The following is a 25,841-nucleotide window of genomic DNA, read 5'->3' on the forward strand; positions in this document are numbered from 1 at the left end:
TCAGTCGCACCAGGGCGTTTGCACCACGGCCAGCAGCTTGCCGTCTGCGTCCCGGTGGCGCAGCCAGCCGGTGCGCAGGAAGGGGCTGGGCTTGGGGTCCAGGCCGTTGCCCTTGGCGGACCAGGCCCAGGTCTCGGCGAGTTGCATCCACAGGCCGTCCGGCAACTTGGCAAAGGCCAGGACCTGCACTTCGCGCGACCAGTGGTCCGACGCCTCCTGCCCGCGCAGCGTGGCTTGCAGCTTGGCGCGCGGGGTTTTCTTGTCCTGCTGCTGCATGAAGGCCAGCACGGCCTTTTCGCTGGCGGGCGTGGACTTGACCGGCTCGGCCTTGGGGTTGTGCGCGACGAGCAAGGGCGCGTCTTCGGGGTTCACCAGCTCGCCGCGGCGGCCCATGGCCATCACCGGGGTGCCGCTCTGGCCGTCGCTGGTGTCGACCTGCAGCCAGACCGGCTCGCCGCTGGCGTTGCGGGTCTCGACGCGAGGGGCGGTCGGGTTGCCCCACAGCGGCACGTAGGCGTATTCGTCCTGGCATTCGCCGTTGAAGGTCTTGATCTCTTCGCAGCGCAGCGGCTTGGCCGGCTGGCCATCGCGGGTCCAGGTGGGCACGGCGTCCTGCGCGGCGGGCTTGGCGCCAGCGTCCGGGCCTTGCGCCCAGAGCTTGTGGGCGCGCACGTAGCCGGTCGCGCTGGTGCCGATCAGCTTGGCTTCGGGCCAGCAGGCGGAATCGGCGATGGCGCTTGCGCAAGGCAGGGCCAGGGCGAGCACGAGGAGCAGGGATGAGCGTTGAGGTTGGCGTGACATGCGCGGCAGCATAGCGGGGGATCGGGGTTCGGCCACGCTGGGGCAGGCCTGGTGTTCAGCTTTAGGGGGGTTGGCTGGTGGTGTGCCGGCAGCGTCCTGCCCGCTGACAGAATCCCCCCGCGCCGCTTTGCGGCGGCGCCCGAGGCCGGTGTTCGCCGGTCCGGCATTCCATCAAAGGGAGAAAAATTCATGAACGGTTTCCAATTGAAGTCCGCCTGCCGATGGCTGGGCCTCGCAGTGGCTGGGCTGGCCTGTCTGCCCGCCATGGCGCAGACGGCACCGCAGGTCTACCTGGAGCGTGGCCTGGTGCTGCCCACCGGCAACGTGATGCACGCCTACCGCGTGCCCATCACCGACTCGACCGGCAAGCTCGCCTATTGGGACCTGACGATGACCGTGACGGCCAACGATGCCGGCAAGCCGGTCAAGGTCGACGTGGTGTCGGTCAAGTCCATCAAGGTCAACGGCAACAACTTCGTCGCCGGCACCTACAAGAATGCGCTGGGCGAGGTGTGCAGCGTGGCCACGTCCATCCTCAGCAGCGGGCGCCAGCAGGCTTCGATGAGCTGCAACGCGGCGAATGGCTATGTGATCAGCGGCAGCTGGACCAGTGGCGCCATTGCCGGCCATCCGTTCGAGCTGGACCTGCTGGCCGCCGGCATCGACAAGATCCCCAACCAGACCGACTACAGCTGGGGCGAGGTGGGTTACGCGAACGGCACGTTCTGGGGCTGCGCCAACACCGGCGAGATCCTCAGCGCGGTGCAGGCCGGTGACCAGCTGACGCTGAGCGGCTACAACAGCAGCAACAGCCAGGCCTGCGGCATCACGTTCACGCTGCAGCCTTGAAGCACCGGCCGCCGCCGGGGCTCAGTTTCCCGTTGCGGCGGCCAGGCCGTTGGAGAAATGGCGCTGCATCAGCGCCGCAGCGCCTGGCGCATCACGCCGCTGCAGTGCCGCCACCACTTCACGGTGCTCCGCCAGCGACTCCTCGATGCGGCCCTGCTTGAACAGCGAATGATGGCGGTTGAGCTTCATCATCTTGCGCAGGTCGTCGACGATCTGGATGGTCCAGCGGTTGCCCGCAGCGGCCAGCAAGGCCATGTGGAACTGCTCGTTGGTGCGGAAGAATGCGTCGCGCTGGCCGGTCTGGCTTTCCAGCCGGTCGTGCAGGGCCTGCAACTCGGCGAGTTGCGCGTCGCTGGCCTTGCGCGCCACCTGGGCTGCAGCGTCGCTCTCCAGCAGGCCCAGCAGGTGATAGACCTGGTTCACATCGGCCACCGACATCTCGGTGACATAGGCGCCGCGCCGCACCTTCATCGTCACCAGGCCTTCGACCGCCAGCACCTTCAGTGCCTCGCGCAGCGGCGTGCGGCTGATGCCGTAGTCGACCGCCAGCTTCTGTTCGTCGATCCAGCTGCCGGGCTCCAACTCGCGGTTGAAGATCTGCTCGCGCAGTTTTTCTGCCACCTGCTGGTACAGGGCCCGCGGGGAGAAGAGGGTGGCGGTGTCGTCAGCGGTCACGGTCGAATCGGTCAGCGATGGAAAGAGGTCAGGGCGCACGGCGGACCCAGGCGGGCCCGGCGGCGTTGCGTACGCAAATCTCACGCCTGCTTGAATATTGCATCCATAATTATGAATCACGTATGATGGAAAACGTGGACCCGCGCTCATCTGCGCTCATGGCGGGCCCCGTCTGGAGCCCGCATGTCGTCAAGTTCTTCGCCCGAGTTCAAGCCTGCCAGCCTGTCGCAATGGGCGCAGGCCGCTGCCAAGTCCGCGCCGAATGGCAACGTGGAGGCCTTGAACTGGCAGACGCCAGACGGCATCACCGTCAAGCCGCTCTACACCGCGGCCGACCTGCAAGGCCTGGCCTACACCGACACGCTGCCCGGCTTCGAGCCCTTCCTGCGCGGCCCTCAGGCCACGATGTACGCAGTGCGCCCGTGGACCATTCGCCAGTACGCCGGCTTCTCCACCGCCGAGGCCAGCAATGCCTTCTACCGCAAGGCGCTGGCCGCCGGCGGGCAGGGCGTGTCGGTAGCCTTCGACCTCGCCACCCACCGCGGCTATGACAGCGACCATCCGCGCGTGACCGGCGACGTCGGCAAGGCGGGTGTGGCGATCGACTCGGTCGAGGACATGAAGATCCTGTTTGACCAGATCCCGCTGGACAAGGTGTCCGTCTCGATGACGATGAATGGCGCGGTGCTGCCGGTGCTGGCCGGCTACGTGGTGGCCGCCGAAGAACAGGGCGTGGCGCAGGACCAGCTCTCCGGCACCATTCAGAACGACATTCTGAAAGAGTTCATGGTGCGCAACACCTACATCTACCCGCCCGAGCCGAGCATGCGCATCATCGGCGACATCATCGAGTACACGGCGAAGAACATGCCGAAGTTCAACTCGATCAGCATCTCCGGCTACCACATGCAGGAGGCCGGCGCGAATCAGGCACTTGAATTGGCCTTCACGCTGGCGGACGGCAAGGAGTACGTGAAGACCGCCATTGCCAAGGGCATGGACGTGGACGACTTCGCCGGCCGGCTCAGCTTCTTCTGGGCCATCGGCATGAACTTCTACCTGGAGATCGCCAAGATGCGTGCGGCGCGCCTGCTGTGGTGCCGCATCATGAAGGGCTTCAATGCCCAGAAGGCCAAGAGCCTGATGCTGCGCACCCACTGCCAGACCTCAGGCTGGAGCCTGACCGCGCAGGACCCGTACAACAACGTGGTGCGCACGACAGTCGAGGCCATGGCCGCCGTCTTCGGCGGCACGCAAAGCCTGCACACCAACGCGCTGGACGAAGCCATTGCGCTGCCCACCGAATTCAGTGCCCGCATCGCCCGCAACACCCAGCTCATCATCCAGGAAGAGACGCACATCACCAGCGTGGTCGACCCCTGGGCAGGCAGCTACATGATGGAAAAACTGACCCAGGACATGGCCGACCAGGCCTGGGCCATCATCGAGGAAGTCGAAGGCATGGGTGGCATGACCAAGGCCGTCGCTTCCGGCTGGGCCAAGCTGAAGATCGAAGCCGCCGCGGCCGAGAAGCAGGCCCGCATCGACTCCGGCGCGGACGTGATCGTTGGCGTCAACAAGTACAAGCTCGCGAAGGAAGACGCGATCGAGATCCTGGACATCGACAACGTCATGGTGCGCGAGGCCCAGGTCGAACGCCTGAAGAACCTGCGCGCTGCACGCGACAGCGCCAAGGTTGAGGCCGCGCTGGCGGCGCTCACTGCCGCCGCCGAAAGCGGGCAGGGCAACCTGCTGGACTTGAGCATCCAGGCGGTGCGCCTGCGCGCCACGGTGGGCGAGGTGAGCGACGCGCTGGAGAAGGCCTACGGCCGCCACCGCGCCGACATCCAGAAGGTCACCGGCGTCTATGCCGCGGCCTATGACTCGGCCGAAGGCTGGGAGAAGCTGCAGAACGAGATTGCCGCGTTTGCCGAAGAAGCCGGTCGCCGGCCGCGCGTGATGATCGCCAAGCTCGGCCAGGACGGGCACGACCGCGGCGCCAAGGTGGTGGCCACCGCGTTTGCCGACCTGGGCTTCGACGTGGACATGGGCCCGCTGTTCCAGACGCCCGAAGAGTGCGCCCGCCAGGCCATCGAGAACGACGTGCATGCGGTGGGCATCTCCACGCTGGCGGCGGGGCACAAGACGCTGGTGCCGGCCATCGTGGCCGAGCTGAAGAAGCAGGGCGCGGACGACATCATCGTTTTTGTCGGCGGCGTCATCCCCGCGCAGGACTACGGCTTCCTCTACGACGCCGGCGTCAAGGGCATCTACGGCCCAGGCACGCCGATCCCCGTCAGCGCCAAGGACGTGCTGGAGCAGATCCGCGCTGCACAGTCCGCCTGAGCGGTTTGATCGACACTGATTGACTGACCGCCGGCCAGCGCCCGCACTCCGCGGACCGCCGTCGCCCCAAGGACTGCTGTATGACGCTCCCCCCTGTTCCACCCGCCGGCTCACTGTCACTGGCCCCGGCTGGCGAAGGCGATTTCGAGGCCTTGCTGTCGCTGCGCCTGGCCGCCATGCGCGAAAGCCTGGACAAGGTGGGCCGTTTCGACCCGCAGCGCGCCCGCGAGCGCCTCTCGCGCGGCTACCTGCCGGCGTACACGCGGCACATCCTGCGCAGCGGCGAACTGGTTGGCTTTGTCGTCGTCGTGCCGCGCGAGCATGACTGGCTGCTGGACCACCTCTACATCCATCCCAGCGCGCAGGGCGAAGGCATCGGTTCCTGGGTGCTGTCGCAGGTGCTGAACGAGGCAGACGCGCAGCACAAGGCCGTCAGCGTGACCGCCCTCAAGCACAGCGACGCCAACCGCTTCTACCTGCGCCACGGCTTCGTGCTGCAGGCCGAAGGCGAGTGGGACCTGTACTACCTGCGCTCGGCAAGACCATGACCCCCTCCCGTAGCGCCTGCGGCGCTCCCCCCCAGGGGGGCGCTGCAAGCGGACCGGCAGAGCCGGATCCGCCGCAGCCGCTGGATTGCGCGACGCCACGGGATGGATCGCTGCCGGCGGCCGATGCCCTGCTGTTGGCGCAGGTGACCACGGGCGATGCAGCCCAGCAGCGCCGCGCCATCGCCAAGACCATCACGCTGCTGGAGTCCACCCGCGCGGACCACCGGCTCCGTGCGGACGCATTGCTCAACGCCTTGCTGCCGCACACCGGCCGCTCGTTCCGGCTTGGCATCTCCGGTGTGCCGGGTGTCGGCAAGAGCACTTTCATCGAGGCGCTGGGGCTGCACCTGATTGCCCTGGGCCATCGCGTGGCGGTGCTGGCGGTGGACCCATCTTCCAGCGTTTCCGGCGGCTCCATCCTGGGCGACAAGACGCGCATGGAGCAGCTCAGCGTCAATGAGTCTGCCTACATCCGCCCCAGCCCCAGCAGCGGCACGCTGGGTGGCGTGGCCGAGCGCACGCGCGAGGCCATGCTGGTCTGCGAGGCGGCGGGCTATGACATGGTGATCGTCGAGACCGTGGGCGTGGGCCAGAGCGAAACAGCAGTCGCCGGCATGACCGACATGTTCGTGCTGATGCAGCTGCCCAATGCCGGAGACGACCTGCAGGCGATCAAGAAAGGCGTGATGGAAATCGCCGACCTGGTCGTCATCAACAAGGCCGACCTGGACGAAGCCGCGGCCACCCGCGCCCGCGCGCAGATCAGTTCGGCGCAGCGCCTGTTCCACGGCCACGGCATGGCCCATCCGGCGCCGGGCGCGCCGGAGGAAACGCCGGGCCGCCCCAAGTTTCCTCCACCCCCTTGGGGGGCGGCCGGAGCGCAGTCCCGGCCTGGGGGCACCATTGAGCAATGGCAGCCCACCGTGATCCAGCTCAGTGCGCTGAAAGCCCAGGGCGTGGACACTTTCTGGCAGACCGTGCAGCGCTTCCGTACGCTGCGCGCCGCGGCCGGCCAGATCGCGGCGCGCCGCCAGCGCCAGGACGAGTCCTGGATGTGGGAGCGGCTGGACGCCGGCCTGAAAGCCCGCTTCCGCGCCCACCCTGGGGTGCGAGAACAACTGGCACCGCTGACTGCTGCGGTGCGCGCCGGCCAGGTGGCTGCCTCGGTGGCTGCGCGCCGCCTGCTGGACCTGCTGGACACGCGCTGATCTCACCATCTTTCCAGATACCCGAACGAGACAAGAGGACGACCCCATGCAAGACATTCAGCAACGGCTGGAAGACCAGCGCCAGAAGGCCCGTTTGGGTGGCGGCGAGAAGCGCATCGCCGCACAGCATGGCAAGGGCAAGCTGACGGCGCGCGAACGCCTGGAGCTGCTGCTGGACGAAGGCACGTTCGAAGAGTGGGACATGTTCGTCGAGCACCGCTGCACCGACTTCGGCATGGCCGACAACAAGATCCCCGGCGACGGCGTGGTGACCGGCTACGGCACCATCAACGGTCGCCTTGTGTTTGTCTTCAGCCAGGACTTCACCGTCTTCGGCGGCGCACTCTCTGAAGCGCACGCCGAGAAGATCTGCAAGGTGATGGACCAGGCGATGAAGGTCGGCGCGCCTGTCATCGGGCTGAATGACTCGGGCGGCGCGCGCATCCAGGAAGGCGTGGCCTCGCTGGGCGGTTATGCGGACGTGTTCCAGCGCAACGTGATGGCCTCCGGCGTGGTGCCGCAGATCAGCATGATCATGGGGCCCTGCGCTGGCGGCGCGGTCTATTCGCCGGCCATGACTGACTTCATCTTCATGGTGAAGGACAGCTCGTACATGTTCGTCACCGGCCCCGAGGTGGTGAAGACGGTCACGCACGAAAGCGTGACGGCCGAGGAGCTGGGCGGCGCGCTCACCCACACCGGCCGCAGCGGCGTGGCCGACCTGGCCTTCAACAACGACGTGGAAGCGCTGCTGATGCTGCGCCGCTTCTTCAACTACCTGCCGCTGTCCAACCGCGAGAAGCCGCCCGTGCGCCCCAGCGGCGATCCCGGCACGCGCATGGACCTGTCGCTGGACACGCTGGTGCCCGAGAACCCGAACAAGCCCTATGAGATGAAGGAGCTGATCCTGAAGGTGGTGGACGACGGCGACTTCTTCGAGCTGCAGCCCGACTACGCGGCCAACATCGTGATCGGCTTCGCGCGCATGGAAGGCGCAACGGTCGGCATCGTGGCCAACAACCCGCAGGTGCTGGCCGGCTGCCTGGACATCAAGAGCAGCATCAAGGCCGCGCGCTTCGTGCGCTTCTGCGATGCGTTCCAGATACCGGTCGTCACCTTCGTCGACGTGCCCGGCTTCATGCCCGGCACCTCGCAGGAGTACGGCGGCATCATCAAGCACGGCGCCAAGCTGCTGTATGCCTACGCCGAATGCACGGTGCCCAAGATCACCGTGATCACCCGCAAGGCCTATGGCGGCGCCTATGACGTGATGAGCTCCAAGCACCTGCGCGGCGACGTGAACTTCGCCTGGCCGAACGCCGAGATCGCGGTGATGGGTGCCAAAGGCGCCGTCGAGATCATCTTCCGCGAAGACAAGGGCGACCCGGCCAAGCTCGCAGCCAAGGAAGCCGAATACAAGGCCCGCTTCGCGAACCCCTTCGTGGCCGGCAGCCGCGGCTTCATCGACGACGTGATCCAGCCGCACGAGACCCGCAAGCGCATCTGCCGCTCGCTGGTCATGCTCAAGGACAAGCAGCTCGACAACCCGTGGCGCAAGCACGGCAATATTCCTCTGTGAAGGAGACGACATGACCGTAGCTCGTGATGTCCTAAAGCAATGGGTGATTGATGCCTTGCAACGTAGCGGGGGTGAAGCACATCTGATCTCTGTGGCGCGGGACATCTGGACGCATCACGAATCCGACCTTCGCGAAGCAGGAGATCTATTCTTTTCGTGGCAGTACGACATGAGGTGGGCGTGCACTGCCTTGAGATCAGAGGGTGTTGTTGAGCCGGCATCCAAGTCGGGTGTCTGGACACTCGCAATTGCTGCGAATACGTAAGGTGTTGAGCGATGTTTAAAAAGATCCTCATTGCGAACCGGGGCGAGATCGCCTGCCGCGTCATCAAGACCGCGAAGAAGATGGGCATTGCCACCGTGGCGGTGTATTCCGAGGCGGACAAGGAGGCTCGCCACGTGGCGCTGGCTGACGAGGCCGTGCTGCTGGGCCCGGCGCCTTCGCGCGAGTCCTATCTCGTGGCCGACAAGATCATTGCCGCAGCCAAGGCCACCGGTGCCGAGGCCATCCACCCGGGCTACGGCTTTCTGTCGGAGAACGAGGCGTTTGCGCGCCGGGTCGAGGAAGAGGGCCTGGTGTTCATCGGGCCGAAGCATTATTCGATTGCCGCGATGGGCGACAAGATCGCCTCGAAGAAGCTGGCGAAGGAAGCGAACGTCAGCACCATCCCCGGTTGGAACGAAGCGATCGACACGCCCGAGCAGGCGGTCGAGATTGCCAAGGGGGTGGGCTACCCGGTGATGATCAAGGCCAGCGCCGGCGGCGGCGGCAAGGGCTTGCGCGTGGCCTTCAACGACAAGGAAGCCTTCGACGGTTTCTCGTCCTGCCGCAACGAGGCCCGCAACAGCTTCGGCGACGACCGCGTCTTCATCGAGAAGTTCGTCGAGGAGCCGCGCCACATCGAGATCCAGGTGCTGGGCGATTCGCAGGGCAACGCGGTGTTCCTGTGGGAGCGCGAATGTTCCATCCAGCGCCGGCATCAGAAGGTGATCGAAGAGGCGCCGTCGCCCTTCATCAGTGAGGAGACGCGCCAGGCCATGGGTGCGCAGGCGGTGCAACTGGCCAAGGCGGTGAAGTACCAGAGCGCCGGCACGGTGGAGTTCGTGGTCGGCAAGGACCAGAGCTTCTACTTCCTGGAGATGAACACCCGGCTGCAGGTGGAACACCCGGTGACCGAGTGCATCACCGGGCTGGACCTGGTGGAGCAGATGATCCGCGTGGCGGCCGGCGAACCGCTGGGCTTCACGCAGGCGGACCTCAAGCGCGAGGGCTGGGCCATCGAGTGCCGCATCAATGCCGAAGATCCGTTCCGCAACTTCCTGCCGTCCACAGGTCGGCTGGTGAAGTACCAGCCGCCGGCCACCGCACTCGAACAGTCGGTGCAGACGCTGCAGGGCCCTGCCTACGAGGGCGGCTTCGGTGGCGAGAACCTGTCGACGAACACCTGGGGCGGTGTTCGGGTGGACACCGGCGTCTACGAAGGCGGCGAGATCCCGATGTTCTATGACTCGATGATCGCCAAGCTGATCGTGCACGGGCGGGACCGCAATGACGCGATTGCCAAGATGCGCGAGGCGCTGAACGCGTTCGTGATCCGCGGCATCTCCAGCAACATCCCGTTCCAGGCCGCGCTGCTGGCGCACCCGAAATTCGTCAGCGGCGACTTCAACACCGGCTTCATCGCCGAGCACTACGCCCACGGTTTCCGCGCCGAGGACGTGCCGCACGACGAGCCCCTGTTCCTGGTGGCGCTGGCGGCCTTCGTGCGCCGCAAGGCCCGCGAGCGCGCAGCCGGCATCACCGGCCAGTTGCAGGGCCATGACGTGGCACATGCTGACGAGCTGGTCATCGTGCAGCTCGGCGAGCAAGGCCAACATGTGCACCACCCGGTGGCGCTGGGCGAGTTCGATGCGGCCAAGGGCACGCTGGCCGTGACCGTCGGTGGCAAAACCTTCCAGATCCAGAGCCACACCAAGCTCGGCGACGTGCTGATGGTCGGCACGGTGGACGGCAAGCCCTTCAGCGCACAGATCGAGCGCAGCCCGGCGCGCCAGCCGCTGGCGCTGCGTGTCTCGCACAACGGCACCGCCATTGACGCGCTGGCGCTGTTGCCGCGTGCCGCCGAGCTGCTCAAGCTGATGCCCTACAAGGCGCCGCCTGACCTGTCCAAGTTCCTGCTCTCGCCCATGCCCGGCCTGCTGGCCGAGGTCTCGGTGGCCATCGGCCAGAAGGTGCTGGCCGGCGAGAAGCTGGCGGTGATCGAGGCGATGAAGATGGAGAACATCCTGGTTGCCACGCAGGACGGCATCGTCAAGGACGTGCTCGCCAAGAAGGGCGACAGCCTGGCGGTGGACCAGTCCATCCTGGCCTTCGAGTGAGGCAGTGCTGAAGTCCTCGGGCCAACTGAAGGTCGCGGTCGTCGGCGCTGGCGTGGCCGGTTGCGCGGCGGCGGTGTTGCTGCGCCGCGCCGGCCATGCGGTGCAGGTCTTCGAGGCAGTGGCGGAGCCGGCGCCGATTGGTGCAGGCGTGCTGCTGCAACCCACCGGTCTGCAGGTGCTGGGTCAGCTCGGCTTGCGGGACGAAATGGTTGCGCTCGGCGCCGTGGTCCACCAGCTGGTGGGCGACACCGCCACTGGCCGCAGCGTGCTGGACATGGACTACCGCTGCCTGGGTCCAGAGGTGCACGGCCTGGGCGCGCAGCGCGGCGCCTTGATGGGCTTGCTCTGGCAGGCGCTGCGGGCCAGCGGCGCCGATTGGCACTGCGGCGTGGCGGTGGATGGGTTCGCGCAGGACGATGCGGGTGTGACGCTGCGCCAGCGCGAGCGAGAACTCGGCCGCTTCGACCTGTTGGTGCTGGCCAACGGCACGTTTTCGCAGTTGCGCCGCCAGCTCACGGTGCCGCAGCGCGAAACGCTGTTCCCGTGGGGCGCCGTGTGGTGCGTGCTGCCGCAGCCCGAAGGCGCGCCGTTGCGGCTGCTGCGCCAGCGCTTTCGCGGCGCGCGGCAGATGCTGGGGCTGATGCCTGTAGGCCGCCCGCATGGCGTGCCGGACGCGCCTGGCGGCGTCAACCTGTTCTGGAGCCTGCGCGACGACGCGCTGAAGCGCTGGCAGGCGCAGCCGGATGCAGCGGCGCTGTCGGCGCTGAGGGCCGAGATGCAGTCCTTGCTGCCCGAGGTCGCGCCGCTGCTGGCCGGTTTGACCGATCCCGCGCAGCTGCGCGTGGCCCGCTACGCCGACGTGCGCATGCAGCACTGGCACCAGGGCCGCGTGGTGGCGCTGGGCGACTGCGCGCACGGCATGAGCCCGCAGCTGGGCCAGGGCGCCAACATGGCCTTGATCGACGCCTGGGTGCTGTCGCAGTGCCTTTCGGACCATGGTGTACCTGTTTCGCTGGCCGAGTACAGCCGGCGACGACGCGCTCACCTGCGCTTCTACCAAAGCGTCAGCCGCTGGCTCACGCCGCTGTTCCAGTCCGATCAGCGCCTGGGCCCGGGCTTTCGAGATGCGTTTTTCGGCACCGCCGGCCGCCTGCCGTGGATCAAGGGCCAGTCCATGGCCACGCTCAGTGGCATGAAGTCCGGATGGCTGTTGGGTCGCCTGGACCTGGCCGCCGCCACGCCACCCCCGTATTCGTTTCCGATGGAGCAAACCTCATGAGCAGCCCGAAACCTTTCCGCATCCTGGGCATCCAGCAGATCGCCATTGGCGGGCCGGACAAGCAGCGGCTCAAGTCGCTGTGGGTCGACATGCTGGGCCTGCAGGTCAAGAGCACGTTTGTTTCCGAGCGCGAGAACGTGGACGAGGACATCTGCACGCTGGGCAGCGGGCCGACGGCCGTGGAAGTGGACCTGATGCAGCCGCTGGACCCGGACAAGAAGCCTGCCGTGCACACCACGCCGCTGAACCACGTGGGCCTGTGGGTGGACGACCTGCCCAAGGCCGTCGAGTGGATGACGGCCAATGGCGTGCGCTTTGCGCCTGGCGGCATCCGCCCCGGCGCGGCCGGCCACGACATCTGCTTCATCCATCCCAAGGCCAATGACGAGTTCCCGCTCTCGGGCGAAGGCGTGCTGATCGAGCTGGTGCAGGCGCCGGCCGACGTGATCGCGGCATTGGGTTGATCGGGGTATTCCCGAGGATCGTGTACCGTCGAGGTCATGTTGACGAGACCGCAAGCCGTTTGGCGCCAGGACCTGAGCGCACCGCCCCTGCCGTATGACCAGTACCGCCACTGGCGCGAGGCCGGCCCGCTGCTGTGGAGCGAAGCCTGGTTCGACGGCGCCTGGTTGGTCACCCGCTATGCCGATTGCGAAGCGCTGCTGCGCGACACGGCCCGCTTCTCGGCCCGCCGCACCGGCGGCTGGGTCACGCAGCAGGCCAGCGAGCGAGGCGAACTGAGCGAGTTCCAGCGGCTGTTCGCGCGCGCCATGCTGTTCGTGGACGCGCCCGACCACGGCCGCCTGCGCCAGCTGATGCAACCGGGCTTCACGCCGGCGGCCATGCGCGGGCTGCGCAGCGAGATCGAAGCCTTTGTCGCACAGGCGCTGGACCAGGCCGATGCGGCAGCCGCTGTGGGCCAGTCCTCCGACCTGATCGCGCTGCTGGCCCGGCCGCTACCGGCACGGGTGATGGCGCTGCTGCTGGGCCTGTCCGACGAAGACCCGGAACTCTTCAGCGTGGCCTCGTCCGACGACCTGGCTGCCTTCATCGGCGCGGCCCAGCCCAGCGAACTGCAGGCCCGCCGCGCCCAGCGCGCGATGCTGCGGCTGGCGCGCGGCTTCGAAGTCGTGCTGAGCGCACGCCAGCAGACACCGGACCGGCCGGTGGCCGACCTGCTGGACCGCCTGCTGCAAGGCCAGGCCGAGGGCCGCATCACCAGCGATGCCGAACTGCTGGCGCAATGCGTGATGCTGCTGTTCGCCGGCCACGAGACCACACGCCACCTGATTGGCAGCCTGGTGCAGACGCTGGCCTGCGACCCGCTGCGCTGGCGCATGCTGCGTGAGCAGCCTGACCTGATTCCACGCGCGGTGCGCGAGGTGCTGCGGCTGGAAACCCCGGTGCAATACACCGGCCGCCGCGCGGTGGCCGATGTGCAGTGGCATGGCCAGACCATCCGCCGCGGCGAGCTCGTGCTGGCGATGATCGGCTGCGCGAATCGCGACGAAGCCCGTTTCAGCGAGGCCGAGCAGTTGGACCTGGCGCGCCAGCAGGGCGCGTCGCTGGCGTTTGGCACCGGCCCGCACGTCTGCATTGGCGCGGCGCTCACGCAGATGGAAGCCGAGGTGGTGTTGCAGCAGATGTTGCAGCGCTGGCCCGAGCCGCCGCAGTTGCTGGCCGCGCAGCCCGACTGGATTCCCGATGCGCTGTACCGCGGCCTGCGCAGCCTGCCGGTGATGCCGGCACGGCATGCACATGCCCCGTCGGTGCTGCAGCTGCAGGGCTGAGCAGCTGTCATTGTTTGGCGCATCAGCTCATGTGCTGAGCCATCGTCAATCGGAGGGGGGAAACGTCCTCCAGGCTGAGGGGACTGCCTGTCAGGCCTGACAGGTCCGGCCGTGCGCGCTGTCACCTATGCTGGGTCCAGGAAGTTGCGCTGCAAGGCGCCTGCCCTTTATGGCCAGCCCTTGTGATCCTTGCTCTTCGGACCGAGAGGCTGAGCATCTCTCGAAGAGCTCAAAAACATCACGTTGGGTCGACGGTGCCTGGATCAGAACGGGCGGTGCAAGCGACGGCGGGTCAAGCGATGGTTTCGACGGCGCAGGTCGACGCGCTGGTCCGTGGCGCCTATCGCCCGCATCGCGACTTGCCCGCGGTATTGAGCGGCCTGGCCTGCGCCTTGATGGCGCAGCTGCCGGTGCAGCATGGCAGCCTGGAAGTCAGCGGTGTGGGCCGGCTGAGCTTTCACGGCGAACCGGCGGGTGGCATTGGCACCCGCTGGCACGACGCGGCCTGGGAGCAGGGCTGGCTGCCGCTGGAAGGTCATCCGCAGCCGGCGACCGGCGTGCAGACCGCGTTCACCGCCCACTACGCCGGCATGCCGATCGGCGAGCTCACGCTGGGCTGGCATGCGCAGGCCGAGGGTGGCGCGCAGCATGCCGATGGGGTGGCGCATTTTGCCAAGCGGTGTGCCTACCTGGCGCACCGCTACCGGGTTCAGGCCTGGTCGCGCCGGCAGCTGCGCCGGGCCAGCCTGCTGGTGGGCATCAGCCAGCCGCTGCACGCGCTGGAATGCTTCATCGAACGCGCGGCGGGCAGTGACCTGCCGGTGCTGCTGCACGGCGAGTTCGGCACCGAGAAGGCCTGGGCGGCCGCGGCCATCCATGTGGGCAGCCGGCGCAGTGCCGGTCCGGTGGTCGAGGTACATTGCGCAGACCCTGCAGGCGAGCCGGCCCAGTGGCTGGCCAGCGCCCAGGGCGGCACGCTGTTCCTGAACGGCATTGACGAGCTGAGCCCGCGGCTGCAGACCCAGCTGCACCGCCACCTGCAACACCTTTGCCCGACCCATCTTGGCGAGGCTACCGAGGCCAACGGCGCACGCATCATTGCCTCGGCCACCGCGGACCTGTCGCGGCTGGGCGCTGAAGCCGGGTTCTCCAGGGCCTTGCTGGCCGAGCTGGACTTCCTCGGCGCCGAGCTGCCGCCGCTGCGCGTGCGCGAGGACGACATGGAGGCGCTGATCAGCGCCACGCTGGAGCGCCATGGCTTCTCCGCGCCCCAGCGTTGCAGCGCCGAGCTGCTGCAGGCCTGCCGCGGCTACGACTGGCCGGAAAACGTCTCCGAACTGGAGCGCACCATTGCCCGCCTCGCGGTGATGACGGACAGTCCGGCCATTGGCCATGCCGAGGTGCTGCAGCATGCGCCCTGGTTGACGGGCGGCCACCGCTTGGCGGTGCCGGTGGAACCGGTGGAACCGACCGCAGCGCAGCCGGCGCAGGCTGGCGGCCAGCCGGCCGCAGCTGCCTTGCGGCCGTCGCCTGCCACTGCCAGTTCACGGCCCACTGCCGCGCCGCGCACGGCGGCGCAGTGGGTGCAGGTGGTGCTGGAGCGCCAGACCCGGGTGCTGGACACGGTGCATGCCGGCCTGCGACGCGCGCTGGTCTTCCTCGCCGAGCACCATGCCGAGCCGATTGCACTGGGCGAGCTGGCCGAGCAGGCCCATGTCAGCGCCTCGCACCTGAGCTACCTGTTTCGCAGCACGCTAGGCCTGAGCTTCAAGTCCTTCCTGCTGAGCATCCGCATCCATGTGGCGCAGCAGTTGCTGCTGCTGGAGCCGCAGCTGCGCATCACCGAGGTGGCGCTGCGCGCTGGCTTTGCCGACCTCAGCCACTTCGAGCGCTGCTTCCGCCGCGCCATTGGCCAGAGCGCCCGCGAACATCGGCGGGCGCATCTGGGCGCGGCGTGACCGGTGGCGCTATTCCGCTGCGATGGCGTTGCTCAGCTGGAAGGTCCACGTCTGCGCGGAGGCGTCGATGCAGGTGACATTGGTGAAGGACCGCTGGCTGGAACTGATGTCGTAGACGCCTTGCTGCTCCGGGGGATCCTGCCCATCCACGGTCTGGCCGCCACCGCATTTCAGGACCGGCCCGTCGACGCTGCCTTCGGCGCCGTAGACGATCAGCGTGCCGAGGCCGGCGACCTTGATGGAGACGTTGCTCAGAGAGTTGGACATGGGGAAACCTTTCGATGGCAACGCGGCGCGAACACAGGCCCGGCCTGGCGCCGCTGGGCAGGCCGGGAGGGCCAGGGGCCCCGGGGAGGATCAACTTGCGGGCTGGACCGTTTCAGCGCCTCGGCGTGCCGGACGTGATGCGCAGCACGGCGGTGGGCTGGTCGTGCGGCATGCCGGGTGGCAGCACCGAGACGCTGAGCACCACGTCGCCCGCGCTTTCGCTTGGTCCGGTGGTGATCAGCTCAACGTCGCGCTGCGTGGTCGAGCCGGTCAGCGCGGCGGGGCCTTGAACCGACCAGCTGACGCTGATGTCCGACAGCGGCGGGGACGTGCTCACGGCATAGCGCTGGCGGCCATTGGCCTGCAGCTGCGTGGGCGCGGGTGCGCCGCCAGCACCGGTGATGGCGGTGGCATACACGGTCAGCGGGATCAGCGCGTGAGCTTGCGCGCCACCTGTCAGCACGGTCACGGCAAGGCCATCGGCCCCTTCGACCGCGCTGGGCTGCACCCCTTGTGCCGTGACCGTGGTGTCCTGGGCTGCAAGCGAGACGTTGGCGCCCCCGGTCCAGAAAACCTGGGCGTCATCCGCCGAGGGCTGGACCGCTGCAGCGAAGCCTGCCGTTTGCCCGACCGGAATGCTGCTGATCGGCAAGCCGCCTTGCGCTCCCATGATCTGGACGGCCAGGGGGATCAGCTGCCGGCTGGCCCGCCAGTTGCCGCCGGCGAAAGCCAGTGCCACCGTCACCTCGGCGTTGTTGCTCGCGCTGTTGGCAACCAAGCTGACCACCGGGCCGCTGGCGTCGCCCATGATCTGCAGGTCGGCGCCGACCGACCATTGCCAGTCGCCGGCCTGCGCTGGCACGACGCCGGCCGGCAGTGTGCAGGCGCTCAGCACCCGGGTTTCGCCGACGCCGATGCAACTGCTCTCGGAGCCCGTGCTGCCGCTTGTGTCGTCGGCCACCGGAGGCGCCAGCGCCAGCACGAGTTCGAACACGGTGAGGGCAATGCTGGCCACCGCAGGCGTGCCCTGGCCTTGGGGCGTGAAGGTGGCGGTCAGCATGGTGGCGCCGGGCTGCTGTGATCGCTGCTGGGAGATCAGTGTCAGCTGCGCGGTGTTGTTCGTACCGGTGATGAGCAGGGACGAAAGATCACCCGTCAGCGTCCACAGGATGCTGCCGGGTCCGTTCGGCAGGTTGAGCAAGCTGTAAGTGGCCTGCGCAAACGGCGCGAGGGCGGTGCAGGGCGCGTTGCCACTGAGGTCGGTGATGTTCATCTGGAGCTCCCATCTCACCACTGCACTTCCACAGTGATGATGCAATGTGGCGGGTAGGGCGTGACCACGTTCCAGGTCTGGGCCAACCCCAGGGCCATGCTCGGGCTGTAGGCCAGCACATGGCTCAGGTTGTGAGAGGCACCGACGAAATTCGGGAACAGGGCCGGGTTGTTGTTCAGGTCCGCGCCGGTGATGTTGAAGTCGCCGGCAATGATGATCACGTCGTTGGCGCCCGTGGCAGCCAGGTCGGCCTGGAACTGGTCCGAGTTCTGGAAGAACTCGAAAGCCGGGTACATGCCGGGTCCGGCGAATGGATTGGCGCCGAGCCCGATGGTGGCCCAGCTCGCGGCGAGCCAGTTGGCCTGCAACTCGGCATGCCAGGTGTAGAAATAAACGGTATGCGCCACGGGCGGCATGCCGGCTGTCAACGTGAACTGCTTGCGCACCGGCGCGCGGATGTTGCGGGCCGCCTGGCGCAGGTTGTTCATCGGGCCCAGGCCGATCGGCAGCCCGGTGATGTAGGTCTCCACCCCGTTGGGCGCCGGCATCGCCACCGGTGCCAGCGAGATGCGGGCAGCCGCCGCAGCCGGCGCCAGCGCGCCGGGGCCGGCAGTGTCCCAGGCCACCAGGTAGGCGCGGTTGATGCCCACGGCGAAAGGCTGGCCAGGCCCCAGTTCACGCACGTGGTCCAGCGGCACGGCAAAGGTGGCAAACGGCGGGGCACCGCCTGTCAGCCGCGCCCGTATCGTGCCGGCCGGCGCCAGCGCGACCTGGGCTTCCTGGATGGCCACCAGTTCGACTGGCGGCGCCGTGCCATTGGTCATGTTGACCGCGGCCGCCAACTGGGCGCCGCGGCCGGCCGCTTCACCGCTTGAATTCCAGGTCGCTAGACGCAGGCTGGGCATGATGGTGCTTTCTGGGAAATCAGTTGAACCTGTGCTCCACGAGGTAGGTGGGCACTTTGAAGCGCTTGAACGGTGGGTACATGGTGTCGTAGCGCCCCTCCCACGGCGGCGCCGATTCGTAGTGCAGAAACTTCCGGTCCTTGCGAGGCGGCAATGTGAGCCAGGCTTGCTGTTCGAGCGTCAGCGAATCGTTGCCCCAGTTTTCCAGGAAGCTGGCGAGGGCCTCGCAGACGCTTCTGATTCTTTCGATCAAGGGTGACCAATTCCTGTTCAGGTCGCTGAAAATGTTGGTCCGCTTTTGGGCAACATTCGAATAAAACTCGTCCTCCCGTTGGACGGCAATCTTGAAGAAGTATCCCCAGATGGCTGGCAGCTGCCTGACGTGGGACGCCACTGTGCTGGTGAATTCATTTGACGGCGGGTCGCCGAACGTGTCCTTGATCACCGATACCAGTGCCGCCTTGAACCAGAGCCCGGTCAAGTCCTTCATGGAGCTGTGATATTCCAGCCAACTCGTGTCGCTGCCCGGCAGTTCCGATGTTTCCTGCTCGGGGTTGTCGAATGAAAGCACCTGGGTGGACTGTTTTTCGAAGGCTTGGTATTGAAGCTTGAGTTGATAGGGCTCGCTGAGGGCGCCCAGCGCGCCGGTCAAGGTCTTGCTCACCATCACATACAGCAAACCCATGTTGCGTGCCTTATCGAGGGTCCACTCCGATTTATCCACATCGGTGGCGCCGACGCCGGAAATGGCGTCGCCCATCCAGGTGAACACCTCCCATATCAGTCGGCGCCAGAACCAGGTGTCGAAGTCTCTTTGAATCTTCGCGTCCGAGACATCGGGCGGAATGGGCTGGGTGAAAAGCGCATTGTGCCGGTCGCGGGCCTGGCGAGTCTTGCTGATCGAGTAGAGGAAGTAGCCGGCCAGTGTCATCGGCACATTGGCTTGAGAGGAATAGCCGCGGCCCCAGTCCTTTTCGCTTCTGCACAGAATGGTGTCGCAGACAAAAGGGTCCCATTTGTCGTTGGCATTGCGTGCCAGGCGGGCTTTCGCGGCAGCAATGTTGATGCCGTCATCGACATTTTCGGGTGATATCTGCGGCACCACCTTCTCCCACGGGCTCATCTTGTATTTCAGCTCACTGCTTGCGTCGCTTGATGGCAGCAGTTTATTTTCTGTCGCGTAGGCATTGGAGAGCAATTCAAGCTTGCTCCTGATGTCCTCACGCCAGCTTCCAAGTGTGATGTATTTGATGTCTTCCTGCTGGATGTCAACCGATTCTGACAGCAGCTTGCCGAGATCGATTTTGAATGCATGGGCATCTGCCGGGTCGGCAAAGACCAGCGGCTCGGTGACGAGTTCAAGCACGTTGCCGGAGTCGGATTCGATCAACCATTTGCCAAATCCATTGATCACCAAACTCATCACTTTCACGTGAGTGAACGCGAACACTGGGTTGTCGTGGGAGCAGAATTCGATTTCGAAGCCATACGTGTTGTTCGGCATTTGTTCTGCCCCACGCACGAAATTCACCTCTTCCCCCGAGTCGGGACCGTCCAGGAAAAAGGTGATTTTTCCGTCTTTTTGCCTGAGTATTTTCATTTGGCTTCTCCGCTCGCCTTCGGTGCCTGGCAGGGTTACCCCCGAATGCCGGATCTGGTCAGGGCTTGCTGACAATTTGCATGGCGTGCTGCACGGCCTGGGATACACCCGCCTCGCTGGCGCGCAGGGCTGCATCTACCTCGGCGACGGCTTTCTGTGCGGCGGCTTCTTCCATGCTTCTGGCATCCGCCGAGGCTTGCAGGGCCGTGCGCAACGCCGCATGCGTCGCCGCGATGGCCGCGTCCACTTGCTGCTGCGTGTTGCGCACCGCGTCTTCGGCCGCGCGCATCGCCATTTCCAGCGGGGAGCGCGCGGGGCTGGGGGTTGGGTCGTCGTTCATCACGGGTTCTCCGGTTCGAGGGGGGCCAGTGGTGGCCGGGGAGCGGCCGGCGGGCTGCGCAGGCCGAATTCGCGCAGCGAGATCACACCGTTGCCGCTGAGCAGCAACTCGGCCTGCTGTTCGCCCGAGGCCAGGCGGTACAGGCAGGTGTGGCCGTCCTGGCCCATGCGGGCCTGGTGGGGGCGGGCGGCGGCCAGCAGGGATTGGGCGGAGGCGAGGTAAGCGTCCACCAGGCGGCGGGCGGCGTCGCCGGTTTGGCCCTGGAACCTGGTGTGGCGCACGATCTGCATCAAGCCCTCGGACAGGCGCGAGAAGCCGACCTGCTTGCCGCTGGATAACCACGCACCGACCGCCTGGCCGACTTCGGCTGGCGAGGGCAGGCCGTTGACCTGAGGGCAGTCCAGCGCGCCGAAGAACAGCGGCAGCAGCGTGTTCTTGGCATCCTCGGCTTGCGTGGCCCGCAGCTCGGGGCTTTGCGGGGCGCCGGGTTGTGCGGCGAGCGCCTGGTAGAAGCCGAGGTAGTCGGCAAATTCGAGCGGCGTGCGGGCCTGCTGTACGGCGAATGCGGCGGCCTCGGTGGTGATGGCGTTGTCACCTGCGGCCAGCAATGGGTCGTTCATCAGCCGCACCAGGGCCACGCGGTCGAGGAAGTCCATGGCCTGGAAGACAGGTGCGCTGGCCACGCCCAGCTTGCCCAGCCAGGCCTGCGGCGCTGTGAGTTCGGCCTGGTTCAGCAACTGGTGTTCGGTGCAGACGCGGCGCATCTGAGTGGCGAGCAGCGCGTTATCGTCGCCGCCTTCGGCCTTGGCCAGCACGCGCAGGTCGGCCAGGCCCAGCGACATCAGCTTGACCGGGCTGGCCAGCAGCGTGAGCACCGGCAGCAGCGCCAGCGGCGAGCCGTGCAGGCCCAGCTGGACCTGGGCCAGCAAGGTGGTTTCGTCGGGGAAGTCATAGCGCACGGCGGTGCTGGCCATGGCCCAGGCGAACCACTCCAGGCCACCGTCGACAAAGGCCAGTGCGAGGCGGCCCAGGTCGGACAAGGAGCCTGGCTGCTGGACCGGCCGGCCGGCGACGGAGACGGACATGGCGATGGCTCCTGTTGCGTTGTGCGTGCCTGCGGCTGGCTCAGCCCGCCGGGAAGCCCTTGAGCACGTTGGCCGCGGCCGTGCCGACGTTGCTGAAGTCGGTGGTGGCGTTCTGCATCAGCTTCTGGGCTTCGCTGATGGCCGTCTGGTACTTCGTGTCGCCGGTGGCCAGCAACTGGGCCATGGCCACGCCGACGGCGGTGGTCGCGATGGTCGAGATGTTGCGCAGCGCGTCGGCCGCGTCCTGCACCGCGATGGCGGTGGACTGGGCCACCGACTGATAGGCCTTGCCGGCGCCGCTGGTCAGCACGACCTGCGGGCTCATCGTGGCCAGCTGGACCTGGTTGATGACGTCGATAACCTGGGCGTTGACCTTTGTCGGATCCATTGCTGCTCCTGTGTGGGCGGGGGCGCTTCAGCGGGCTTCAGCTGCCGCTTGGGGGCGGGGCCGGGGCGGGTTCGGGCGCAGGTGCGGGTGGCGCCGGCGCGGGGGCCGGTGCAGGCGACGGCGCGGGGGCAGGCGACGGTGCGGGCGCAGGCGCCGGCACTGGCGCAGCGGCGGCCTGGGCGAGTTGCTGCAGGTCGGCCTGCGCGGTGCTGGCGTCTTGCGAGGAGCTGGTGGCCTGGGCCTGCAGCACCTGGATCGCGGTCTGGCCCTCGGCCAGCGCGGCGGCCATCACCACCGCAGGCGGTGGCGGCTCGGGTGGCGGGCTGGGCAGTGGCAGGACCACCGGTGGTGGCCCGGGCGGCGGCGCGGGCACCGGTGGCGGGCTGGGGAAGGGCGCCGAGAGCATCTTGGCGCAGGCCGCGGTGACGGCTGCCGAGCCGATCATGCTGGCGCTCTGCTGGCGGTTGACGGCGTTGTACATCGCCATGCCCAGCGTTTCCAGCAGCACGGCATCGAGCATGCCGTGGGCCTGCGAGGGCGACTGGCCAGTGGCCAGCGTGACGACGCTGCTGACGGCGTCGACGATCTGGCTGTTCACGCTGCTGTCGTCGGTCATGAACCGGCTCCCTTGTAGATGATCAATGCGAGGACCTGGGCCAGTGCGGCATCGGCCAGCACCTGGCCGCGCTGCTGGTTGGCCACGGCGTTTTCCATTGCCAGGCCGATGCTGTCGGCCATCGCGACATAGGTCATGCCCATGGCCAGCGCCGGGGCCTGGCCGATGGCGGCCAGCGAGCCGGCAGCGATGTCGCCACTCAGGCTGACGACGGCCGACGGGCGTGCCAATCAGCGGCTCCGCTGCAGGGCCCGGCCGGGCGCGAACCTGGCCGGGCTGCCGGCCTTACTTCAGGCCGAGGATCTCGGTCGTGGCGACACCGGTGGACGCGGTGTCCACCGCCAGCAGCGTGGCCACGCCTTGGGTGGTCGAGGCCTGCATGGTCACGTAGGACTGCTGCTGGTTGTTGGTGGCGTTGTGCGCCGCGTTGGACAGCGCCTGGCTGGTGGCCACGAACAGGTTGCCCATCGCGATGGCGGGCGAGTCGCCCAGCACCTTGGTGTTGACCTGCGAGACGGAGTCGGTGATCTGGCTGTTGACGGCAGTTGGAAATGCCATGGTGAATGCTCCTTGCAGTTGAGGGATTGAACGGTTGGAAACAGCGAGGGAACACGGGGCGCCTCAGCGCAGCCCGCGCGTCGCCCGGCTCAGCCGAGGATCTTCTTGGTGGCTGCGCCGGTGGCGCCGGTGTCCAGCGAATACAGCAGCGTGACGCCCATCGTGGTCGCGGCCTGCGCGGTGACGTACATCTGCTGCTGGGCCATCGTGGCGTTGTGCGCCGCGTTGGCCAGCGCCTGGGCGGTGGCCTGGTACAGGTTGCCCATCGCGATGGCTGGCGAGGTTCCGAGCACCTGGACATTGGCCTGCGTCACGGAGTCGGTGATCTGGCTGTTGACAGCGGTGGGAAATGCCATGTGCTCAGCTCCTTGTCGTTAACGGTTGGTGGCGCGGCTCAGCTGCCCAGGATGGTTTCGGTGGCAACGGCGGTGCTGGCGGTGTCGATCGCGTACAGCGTGGCCACGCCCATGGTGGTGGCCGCCTGCGCCGTCACGTAGCTCTGCTGCTGCGCGCTGGTGGCGTTGTGCGCCGCGTTGGCCAGCGCCTGCGCGGTGGCCTGGTAGAGGTTGCCCATGGCGATCGCCGGTGCGTCACCCAGGACCTTGGTGTTGGCCTGGGTGATGGAGTCGGTGATCTGGTCGTTGACGGCGGTAGGGAAGGCCATGTCGATTCCTCAGAAGTTAAGAACCCAGGCCCTTGACGCCGGTGCCGGTGCTCAGGATGCTTTTGGTGGCGACGCCGGTGGTGGCGGTGTCGATCGAATACAGCGTGGCCACGCCCATCGTGGTGGCCGACTGGGCCGTCACGTAGCTCTGCTGCTGGGCGTTGGTCGCGTTGTGCGCGGCGTTGGCCAGCGCCTGCGCGGTGGCCTGGAACAGGTTGCCCATCGCGATGGCGGGCGCATCGCCCAGCACCTTGGTGTTGGCCTGGGTGACCGAATCGGTGATCTGGTCGTTGACGGAGGTGGGAAATGCCATGTCGACTCCTGAGCGTGCGGACCTCGCGGGTCCTGTGGTGGATGGGCCGGCAGACGGCGGGTGGCTGGCTTTGCGCTGGCAGACCCGTCGTTTGCGTGAGTTCATGCTAGGAGGACCGCCCCGCCGGCGATCTGTGCAGATGACGGAATAGGACGCTTCAGCGACGGGGAAACACGGTGCCGATGACGCTGGCCGGGTGCGGTGCGGTAGAAGCCGGCAAGCGGTTTGGCCGCATCCGGCGACCGGGCCCTGGGCCGGCGCCGGGCCGGTGCCGGAGCGACCCTGCGGAATCGACGATGTGCGAGCTGGGCGCCTGTCCACCTGTTCACGCCCCGCGCGACCGGCTTGACCGCTTGTTGCATCGCCGCGCGCCGGGCGGGCCTAAACTTGTTCCGCTTGGCGGCAGCCGGCCGGCCGTGTGAGGCCTCGCCGCGGTGTCGCCGTCGTTTGCACCCTTGCATGTCCAGTCCCCTGAATTTCGCGTCCTTCCTGCAACAGCTTCTTGACGGCCTGCCGGGCTGGACCGGGCAGGTCGAGCAACGCCTGCTCGATGCCGCCACGGCCGCGCTGGGTGATGCCTGGCAAAGCGCCGTGCAGCGCGGGCAGGTCAACGAGCTGGTCAGTGCGCTGCGCGGCCGGCCGCGGCAGCTCGGCGAGGCTTTTGCCCGCAGCCTGGCCGAGCGCATGCGCGAGGAGCTGGCCGAGCCGTCGCCCTTGAACCACGACCGGCCGCTGCACCTGATGGAAGACGCCGGCACACTGAGCCTGATGGAAGAGCACGACGTGGAGGTCGGCATCGAGCAGGTGCGCATCGAGCGGCAGATCGACCAGGCGGGGGAATGGACACAGCGCGAGCTGCGCGGCCTGTGCGGCAACCTGCCGGGCCGGCCCATGCACCTGCCCGGCAGCGCCTACCCGCTGACGCCCGAGGTCTGCGCCGAAGCCTACGGCCGCGCGCTCAAGGCGCTGCACTTAACCGCCGCGCAGCAGCTGACGGCGATGCGGCTGGCCGGCCCGCTGCTGGCCAAGCAGCTGGCCGAGGTCTTCGAGCAGCACCTGCAGCTGCTGCGTGACGCGGGCGTTTCGCCCGCACCGCTGGTGATCCGCTCGGCCGGCGGCGCGGGCCTGGCCTGGGGCGAAACCGCCGCGGCCGCACCCGGTCCGCAGGCCTTGCCGCAAGACGGCAACGCAGCCGCAACCCAATCCCGGCAACTCGGCGAGCTGCTGCAGATCCTGTCCCGCCAAAGCCATTCCGGCCCGGCGATGGACACCGTCTGGCAGCGCCTGCATTCGCCGATGACGCGGCTCGCGCCCGCGCAGCTGGCCGCGCTGCAGCAGGAAGATCACCCGTTTTGGCGCCTGCTGGACCGCATTGCCGGCCTCAGCGAAGTCCAGTCGGCCGATGACCCGCAGATGCAGCGCCTGGCCGATCAGCTGGACCCGATGCTGGTCCAGCTGGAGGAGGCCGGCGACACGCTCTCCAATGCCAGTTTCGACAGCGCACTGGCGCAGCTCGACAGCCTGCCCGCGCCGATGCCGGCGGTCAGCCCGCAGGCGCTCGAATCGGCGCTGGACCACGAGGCCCGGCGTCGCGAGATGGAGCCGGCGGTGCGCGGCCAGCTGGTCGAGCAGCTGCGCGCCCTGGTGCTGCCGCCGGTGCTCAAGCAGTTCCTGCTCGGCCCCTGGGTGCAGGTGCTGAGCCGGGTGCTGGCGCGCGACGGCACCCAGGCGCCAGCCACGCTGCATGCGATGAACCTGGTGCCGGACCTGCTGGCCGCAGCCTCGCAGCAGCGCCGCGGCCAGCCACTCGCGCCAATGGAACGCCAGCGCCTGCTGGACGCCGCCGAAGACGGCATGGACGCCGCCGGCCTGCCGGGCCACATGGTGAACGGCTACCTGGCCGACCTGGCCGCGGTGCTGAGCGGCGTGGCGGCGACCCACAGCAGCCCTGAGGCGCCCGATTCGCCGACGCTGGTCATCACCCCGGCGATGCTGGCCGCCGCCAAGGGAGAACTGCTGCCGGAGCCCGAGCCACCGCCACCGGGTTTCGATCCGACCAACATGCGTGGCTGGTCCGATACCGCGCGCGAGGAGTGGCACGGCCACGCCGAGCTGGCCACCGTGCCGATGGCCATGGCCGAAGAAGCGGAGGCCGCGCGGCTGGCGCGCGAGGCCTGGCTGCAAGGCCTGAAAGCCGGCCAGCTGTGCCGGCTGATGCTGCAGGGCCGCTGGACCACCGCGCTGCTCACCTGGCGCAGCGACAACGGCCAGTTCTTCATGTTCAAGAGCCGCCACGCCGCCGGCAGCCACACGCTGACCTATCGCGCGCTGGACCGCCTGCGCCGCGAAGGCCTGGCCACGCACATCGAGCCCGGCCAGATGCTGGCGCGGGCGCGGCGGGCGATGGCGAACTGAACGGC

General features: G+C 67.6%; 26 protein-coding genes. 11 read left to right on the forward strand and 15 right to left on the reverse strand.

Annotated elements, in window-relative coordinates; all coding sequences use genetic code 11:
- Nucleotides 1-801 carry a hypothetical protein gene (locus tag LRH25_RS22535; RefSeq protein ID WP_141286861.1) on the reverse strand — a complete coding sequence of 267 codons (801 nt, stop codon included), beginning with the start codon at nt 799-801 and terminating at the stop codon, nt 1-3.
- 189 nt (nt 802-990) lie between these two features.
- Here LRH25_RS22535 and LRH25_RS22540 point away from each other — a divergent pair, with 189 nt between their 5' ends.
- Entirely contained in the window at nt 991-1,650 is a 660-nt protein-coding gene (locus tag LRH25_RS22540) for a hypothetical protein (RefSeq protein ID WP_141286862.1), read from the forward strand.
- Nucleotides 1,651-1,671: 21 nt separating this feature from the next.
- On the opposite strand, the gene LRH25_RS22545 is transcribed toward LRH25_RS22540, so the two are convergent.
- Complete coding sequence (locus tag LRH25_RS22545) at nt 1,672-2,325, reverse strand: GntR family transcriptional regulator (protein WP_231012279.1); 654 nt, start codon at nt 2,323-2,325, stop codon at nt 1,672-1,674.
- 183 nt (nt 2,326-2,508) lie between these two features.
- On the opposite strand from LRH25_RS22545, the gene scpA reads away from it, so the two are divergent.
- The 9 genes from scpA to LRH25_RS22590 all read left to right on the forward strand — a co-directional run bounded on the left by scpA (nt 2,509) and on the right by LRH25_RS22590 (nt 15,412).
- The gene (scpA, locus tag LRH25_RS22550; RefSeq protein ID WP_141286864.1) at nt 2,509-4,671 is read left to right on the forward strand and encodes a methylmalonyl-CoA mutase; all 2,163 of its coding nucleotides are present in this window, start codon (nt 2,509-2,511) and stop codon (nt 4,669-4,671) included.
- A gap of 80 nt (nt 4,672-4,751) precedes the next feature.
- Nucleotides 4,752-5,219, forward strand: a complete 468-nt coding sequence (locus LRH25_RS22555; RefSeq protein ID WP_141286865.1) for a GNAT family N-acetyltransferase — start codon at nt 4,752-4,754, stop codon at nt 5,217-5,219.
- The gene (gene meaB, locus LRH25_RS22560) at nt 5,216-6,427 is read left to right on the forward strand and encodes a methylmalonyl Co-A mutase-associated GTPase MeaB (RefSeq protein WP_141286866.1); all 1,212 of its coding nucleotides are present in this window, start codon (nt 5,216-5,218) and stop codon (nt 6,425-6,427) included. Before LRH25_RS22555 ends, meaB begins: the two co-directional genes overlap by 4 nt.
- A 46-nt stretch (nt 6,428-6,473) precedes the next feature.
- Nucleotides 6,474-8,006: an acyl-CoA carboxylase subunit beta gene (locus tag LRH25_RS22565; RefSeq protein WP_141286867.1), complete on the forward strand. Its 1,533-nt coding sequence runs from the start codon at nt 6,474-6,476 to the stop codon at nt 8,004-8,006.
- Between the two features lie 276 nt (nt 8,007-8,282).
- Nucleotides 8,283-10,385 carry an acetyl-CoA carboxylase biotin carboxylase subunit gene (locus tag LRH25_RS22570; RefSeq protein ID WP_141286869.1) on the forward strand — a complete coding sequence of 701 codons (2,103 nt, stop codon included), beginning with the start codon at nt 8,283-8,285 and terminating at the stop codon, nt 10,383-10,385.
- Between the two features lie 4 nt (nt 10,386-10,389).
- Nucleotides 10,390-11,664: an FAD-dependent oxidoreductase gene (locus tag LRH25_RS22575; protein WP_231012280.1), complete on the forward strand. Its 1,275-nt coding sequence runs from the start codon at nt 10,390-10,392 to the stop codon at nt 11,662-11,664.
- Nucleotides 11,661-12,128, forward strand: coding sequence for a VOC family protein (locus LRH25_RS22580; protein WP_141291973.1), 468 nt, complete (start codon nt 11,661-11,663; stop codon nt 12,126-12,128). Before LRH25_RS22575 ends, LRH25_RS22580 begins: the two co-directional genes overlap by 4 nt.
- A gap of 36 nt (nt 12,129-12,164) precedes the next feature.
- Nucleotides 12,165-13,454, forward strand: coding sequence for a cytochrome P450 (locus tag LRH25_RS22585; RefSeq protein ID WP_231012282.1), 1,290 nt, complete (start codon nt 12,165-12,167; stop codon nt 13,452-13,454).
- A gap of 299 nt (nt 13,455-13,753) precedes the next feature.
- A complete protein-coding gene (locus tag LRH25_RS22590; protein ID WP_231012283.1) occupies nt 13,754-15,412 on the forward strand; it encodes a helix-turn-helix domain-containing protein in 1,659 nt (552 codons plus the stop codon).
- Between the two features lie 9 nt (nt 15,413-15,421).
- On the opposite strand, the gene LRH25_RS22595 is transcribed toward LRH25_RS22590, so the two are convergent.
- From LRH25_RS22595 to LRH25_RS22655, 13 genes are all read right to left on the reverse strand, one after another.
- Entirely contained in the window at nt 15,422-15,679 is a 258-nt protein-coding gene (locus LRH25_RS22595) for a hypothetical protein (protein ID WP_141291077.1), read from the reverse strand.
- 112 nt (nt 15,680-15,791) lie between these two features.
- A complete protein-coding gene (locus LRH25_RS22600) occupies nt 15,792-16,952 on the reverse strand; it encodes a hypothetical protein (protein ID WP_141291076.1) in 1,161 nt (386 codons plus the stop codon).
- A gap of 14 nt (nt 16,953-16,966) precedes the next feature.
- Complete coding sequence (locus LRH25_RS22605) at nt 16,967-17,857, reverse strand: hypothetical protein (protein ID WP_231012284.1); 891 nt, start codon at nt 17,855-17,857, stop codon at nt 16,967-16,969.
- A gap of 19 nt (nt 17,858-17,876) precedes the next feature.
- The gene (locus LRH25_RS22610) at nt 17,877-19,457 is read right to left on the reverse strand and encodes a hypothetical protein (protein ID WP_141290173.1); all 1,581 of its coding nucleotides are present in this window, start codon (nt 19,455-19,457) and stop codon (nt 17,877-17,879) included.
- A gap of 58 nt (nt 19,458-19,515) precedes the next feature.
- Nucleotides 19,516-19,800: a hypothetical protein gene (locus tag LRH25_RS22615; RefSeq protein ID WP_141290174.1), complete on the reverse strand. Its 285-nt coding sequence runs from the start codon at nt 19,798-19,800 to the stop codon at nt 19,516-19,518.
- Entirely contained in the window at nt 19,797-20,882 is a 1,086-nt protein-coding gene (locus tag LRH25_RS22620; RefSeq protein ID WP_141290175.1) for a hypothetical protein, read from the reverse strand. Before LRH25_RS22620 ends, LRH25_RS22615 begins: the two co-directional genes overlap by 4 nt.
- Before the next feature lie 40 nt (nt 20,883-20,922).
- Nucleotides 20,923-21,270, reverse strand: a complete 348-nt coding sequence (locus LRH25_RS22625; RefSeq protein ID WP_141290176.1) for a hypothetical protein — start codon at nt 21,268-21,270, stop codon at nt 20,923-20,925.
- A 37-nt stretch (nt 21,271-21,307) separates the two neighbouring features.
- The gene (locus tag LRH25_RS22630; protein WP_231012285.1) at nt 21,308-21,886 is read right to left on the reverse strand and encodes a RebB family R body protein; all 579 of its coding nucleotides are present in this window, start codon (nt 21,884-21,886) and stop codon (nt 21,308-21,310) included.
- The gene (locus LRH25_RS22635; protein WP_141291258.1) at nt 21,883-22,116 is read right to left on the reverse strand and encodes a RebB family R body protein; all 234 of its coding nucleotides are present in this window, start codon (nt 22,114-22,116) and stop codon (nt 21,883-21,885) included. Before LRH25_RS22635 ends, LRH25_RS22630 begins: the two co-directional genes overlap by 4 nt.
- Before the next feature lie 55 nt (nt 22,117-22,171).
- Nucleotides 22,172-22,444, reverse strand: coding sequence for a RebB family R body protein (locus LRH25_RS22640; protein ID WP_141291256.1), 273 nt, complete (start codon nt 22,442-22,444; stop codon nt 22,172-22,174).
- Nucleotides 22,445-22,533: 89 nt separating this feature from the next.
- Complete coding sequence (locus LRH25_RS22645; protein WP_141291254.1) at nt 22,534-22,800, reverse strand: RebB family R body protein; 267 nt, start codon at nt 22,798-22,800, stop codon at nt 22,534-22,536.
- Nucleotides 22,801-22,838: 38 nt separating this feature from the next.
- A complete protein-coding gene (locus LRH25_RS22650) occupies nt 22,839-23,108 on the reverse strand; it encodes a RebB family R body protein (RefSeq protein WP_141291252.1) in 270 nt (89 codons plus the stop codon).
- A 16-nt stretch (nt 23,109-23,124) separates the two neighbouring features.
- The gene (locus tag LRH25_RS22655) at nt 23,125-23,421 is read right to left on the reverse strand and encodes a RebB family R body protein (RefSeq protein ID WP_141291250.1); all 297 of its coding nucleotides are present in this window, start codon (nt 23,419-23,421) and stop codon (nt 23,125-23,127) included.
- Between the two features lie 459 nt (nt 23,422-23,880).
- Between LRH25_RS22655 and LRH25_RS22660 the strand changes: the two genes are divergently transcribed.
- Entirely contained in the window at nt 23,881-25,836 is a 1,956-nt protein-coding gene (locus LRH25_RS22660; RefSeq protein ID WP_231012286.1) for a DUF1631 family protein, read from the forward strand.
- Nucleotides 25,837-25,841: the final 5 nt, after the last annotated feature.

The organism is Ideonella azotifigens (assembly GCF_021043325.1).
GTDB classification, from domain to species: domain Bacteria; phylum Pseudomonadota; class Gammaproteobacteria; order Burkholderiales; family Burkholderiaceae_C; genus Ideonella; species Ideonella azotifigens.

Coding starts and splice junctions, on each gene's coding strand:
- LRH25_RS22535 (WP_141286861.1), bottom strand. CDS start 801: ATGTCACGCCAACCTCAACGCTCATCCCTGCTCCTCGTGCTCGCCCTG.
- LRH25_RS22585 (WP_231012282.1), top strand. CDS start 12,165: ATGTTGACGAGACCGCAAGCCGTTTGGCGCCAGGACCTGAGCGCACCG.
- LRH25_RS22600 (WP_141291076.1), bottom strand. CDS start 16,952: ATGAACATCACCGACCTCAGTGGCAACGCGCCCTGCACCGCCCTCGCG.
- scpA (WP_141286864.1), top strand. CDS start 2,509: ATGTCGTCAAGTTCTTCGCCCGAGTTCAAGCCTGCCAGCCTGTCGCAA.
- LRH25_RS22640 (WP_141291256.1), bottom strand. CDS start 22,444: ATGGCATTTCCAACTGCCGTCAACAGCCAGATCACCGACTCCGTCTCG.
- LRH25_RS22645 (WP_141291254.1), bottom strand. CDS start 22,800: ATGGCATTTCCCACCGCTGTCAACAGCCAGATCACCGACTCCGTGACG.
- LRH25_RS22570 (WP_141286869.1), top strand. CDS start 8,283: ATGTTTAAAAAGATCCTCATTGCGAACCGGGGCGAGATCGCCTGCCGC.
- LRH25_RS22620 (WP_141290175.1), bottom strand. CDS start 20,882: ATGTCCGTCTCCGTCGCCGGCCGGCCGGTCCAGCAGCCAGGCTCCTTG.
- LRH25_RS22565 (WP_141286867.1), top strand. CDS start 6,474: ATGCAAGACATTCAGCAACGGCTGGAAGACCAGCGCCAGAAGGCCCGT.
- LRH25_RS22595 (WP_141291077.1), bottom strand. CDS start 15,679: ATGTCCAACTCTCTGAGCAACGTCTCCATCAAGGTCGCCGGCCTCGGC.
- LRH25_RS22655 (WP_141291250.1), bottom strand. CDS start 23,421: ATGGCATTTCCCACCTCCGTCAACGACCAGATCACCGATTCGGTCACC.
- meaB (WP_141286866.1), top strand. CDS start 5,216: ATGACCCCCTCCCGTAGCGCCTGCGGCGCTCCCCCCCAGGGGGGCGCT.
- LRH25_RS22540 (WP_141286862.1), top strand. CDS start 991: ATGAACGGTTTCCAATTGAAGTCCGCCTGCCGATGGCTGGGCCTCGCA.
- LRH25_RS22660 (WP_231012286.1), top strand. CDS start 23,881: ATGTCCAGTCCCCTGAATTTCGCGTCCTTCCTGCAACAGCTTCTTGAC.
- LRH25_RS22590 (WP_231012283.1), top strand. CDS start 13,754: ATGGTTTCGACGGCGCAGGTCGACGCGCTGGTCCGTGGCGCCTATCGC.
- LRH25_RS22555 (WP_141286865.1), top strand. CDS start 4,752: ATGACGCTCCCCCCTGTTCCACCCGCCGGCTCACTGTCACTGGCCCCG.
- LRH25_RS22650 (WP_141291252.1), bottom strand. CDS start 23,108: ATGGCCTTCCCTACCGCCGTCAACGACCAGATCACCGACTCCATCACC.
- LRH25_RS22610 (WP_141290173.1), bottom strand. CDS start 19,457: ATGAAAATACTCAGGCAAAAAGACGGAAAAATCACCTTTTTCCTGGAC.
- LRH25_RS22630 (WP_231012285.1), bottom strand. CDS start 21,886: ATGACCGACGACAGCAGCGTGAACAGCCAGATCGTCGACGCCGTCAGC.
- LRH25_RS22625 (WP_141290176.1), bottom strand. CDS start 21,270: ATGGATCCGACAAAGGTCAACGCCCAGGTTATCGACGTCATCAACCAG.
- LRH25_RS22605 (WP_231012284.1), bottom strand. CDS start 17,857: ATGCCCAGCCTGCGTCTAGCGACCTGGAATTCAAGCGGTGAAGCGGCC.
- LRH25_RS22580 (WP_141291973.1), top strand. CDS start 11,661: ATGAGCAGCCCGAAACCTTTCCGCATCCTGGGCATCCAGCAGATCGCC.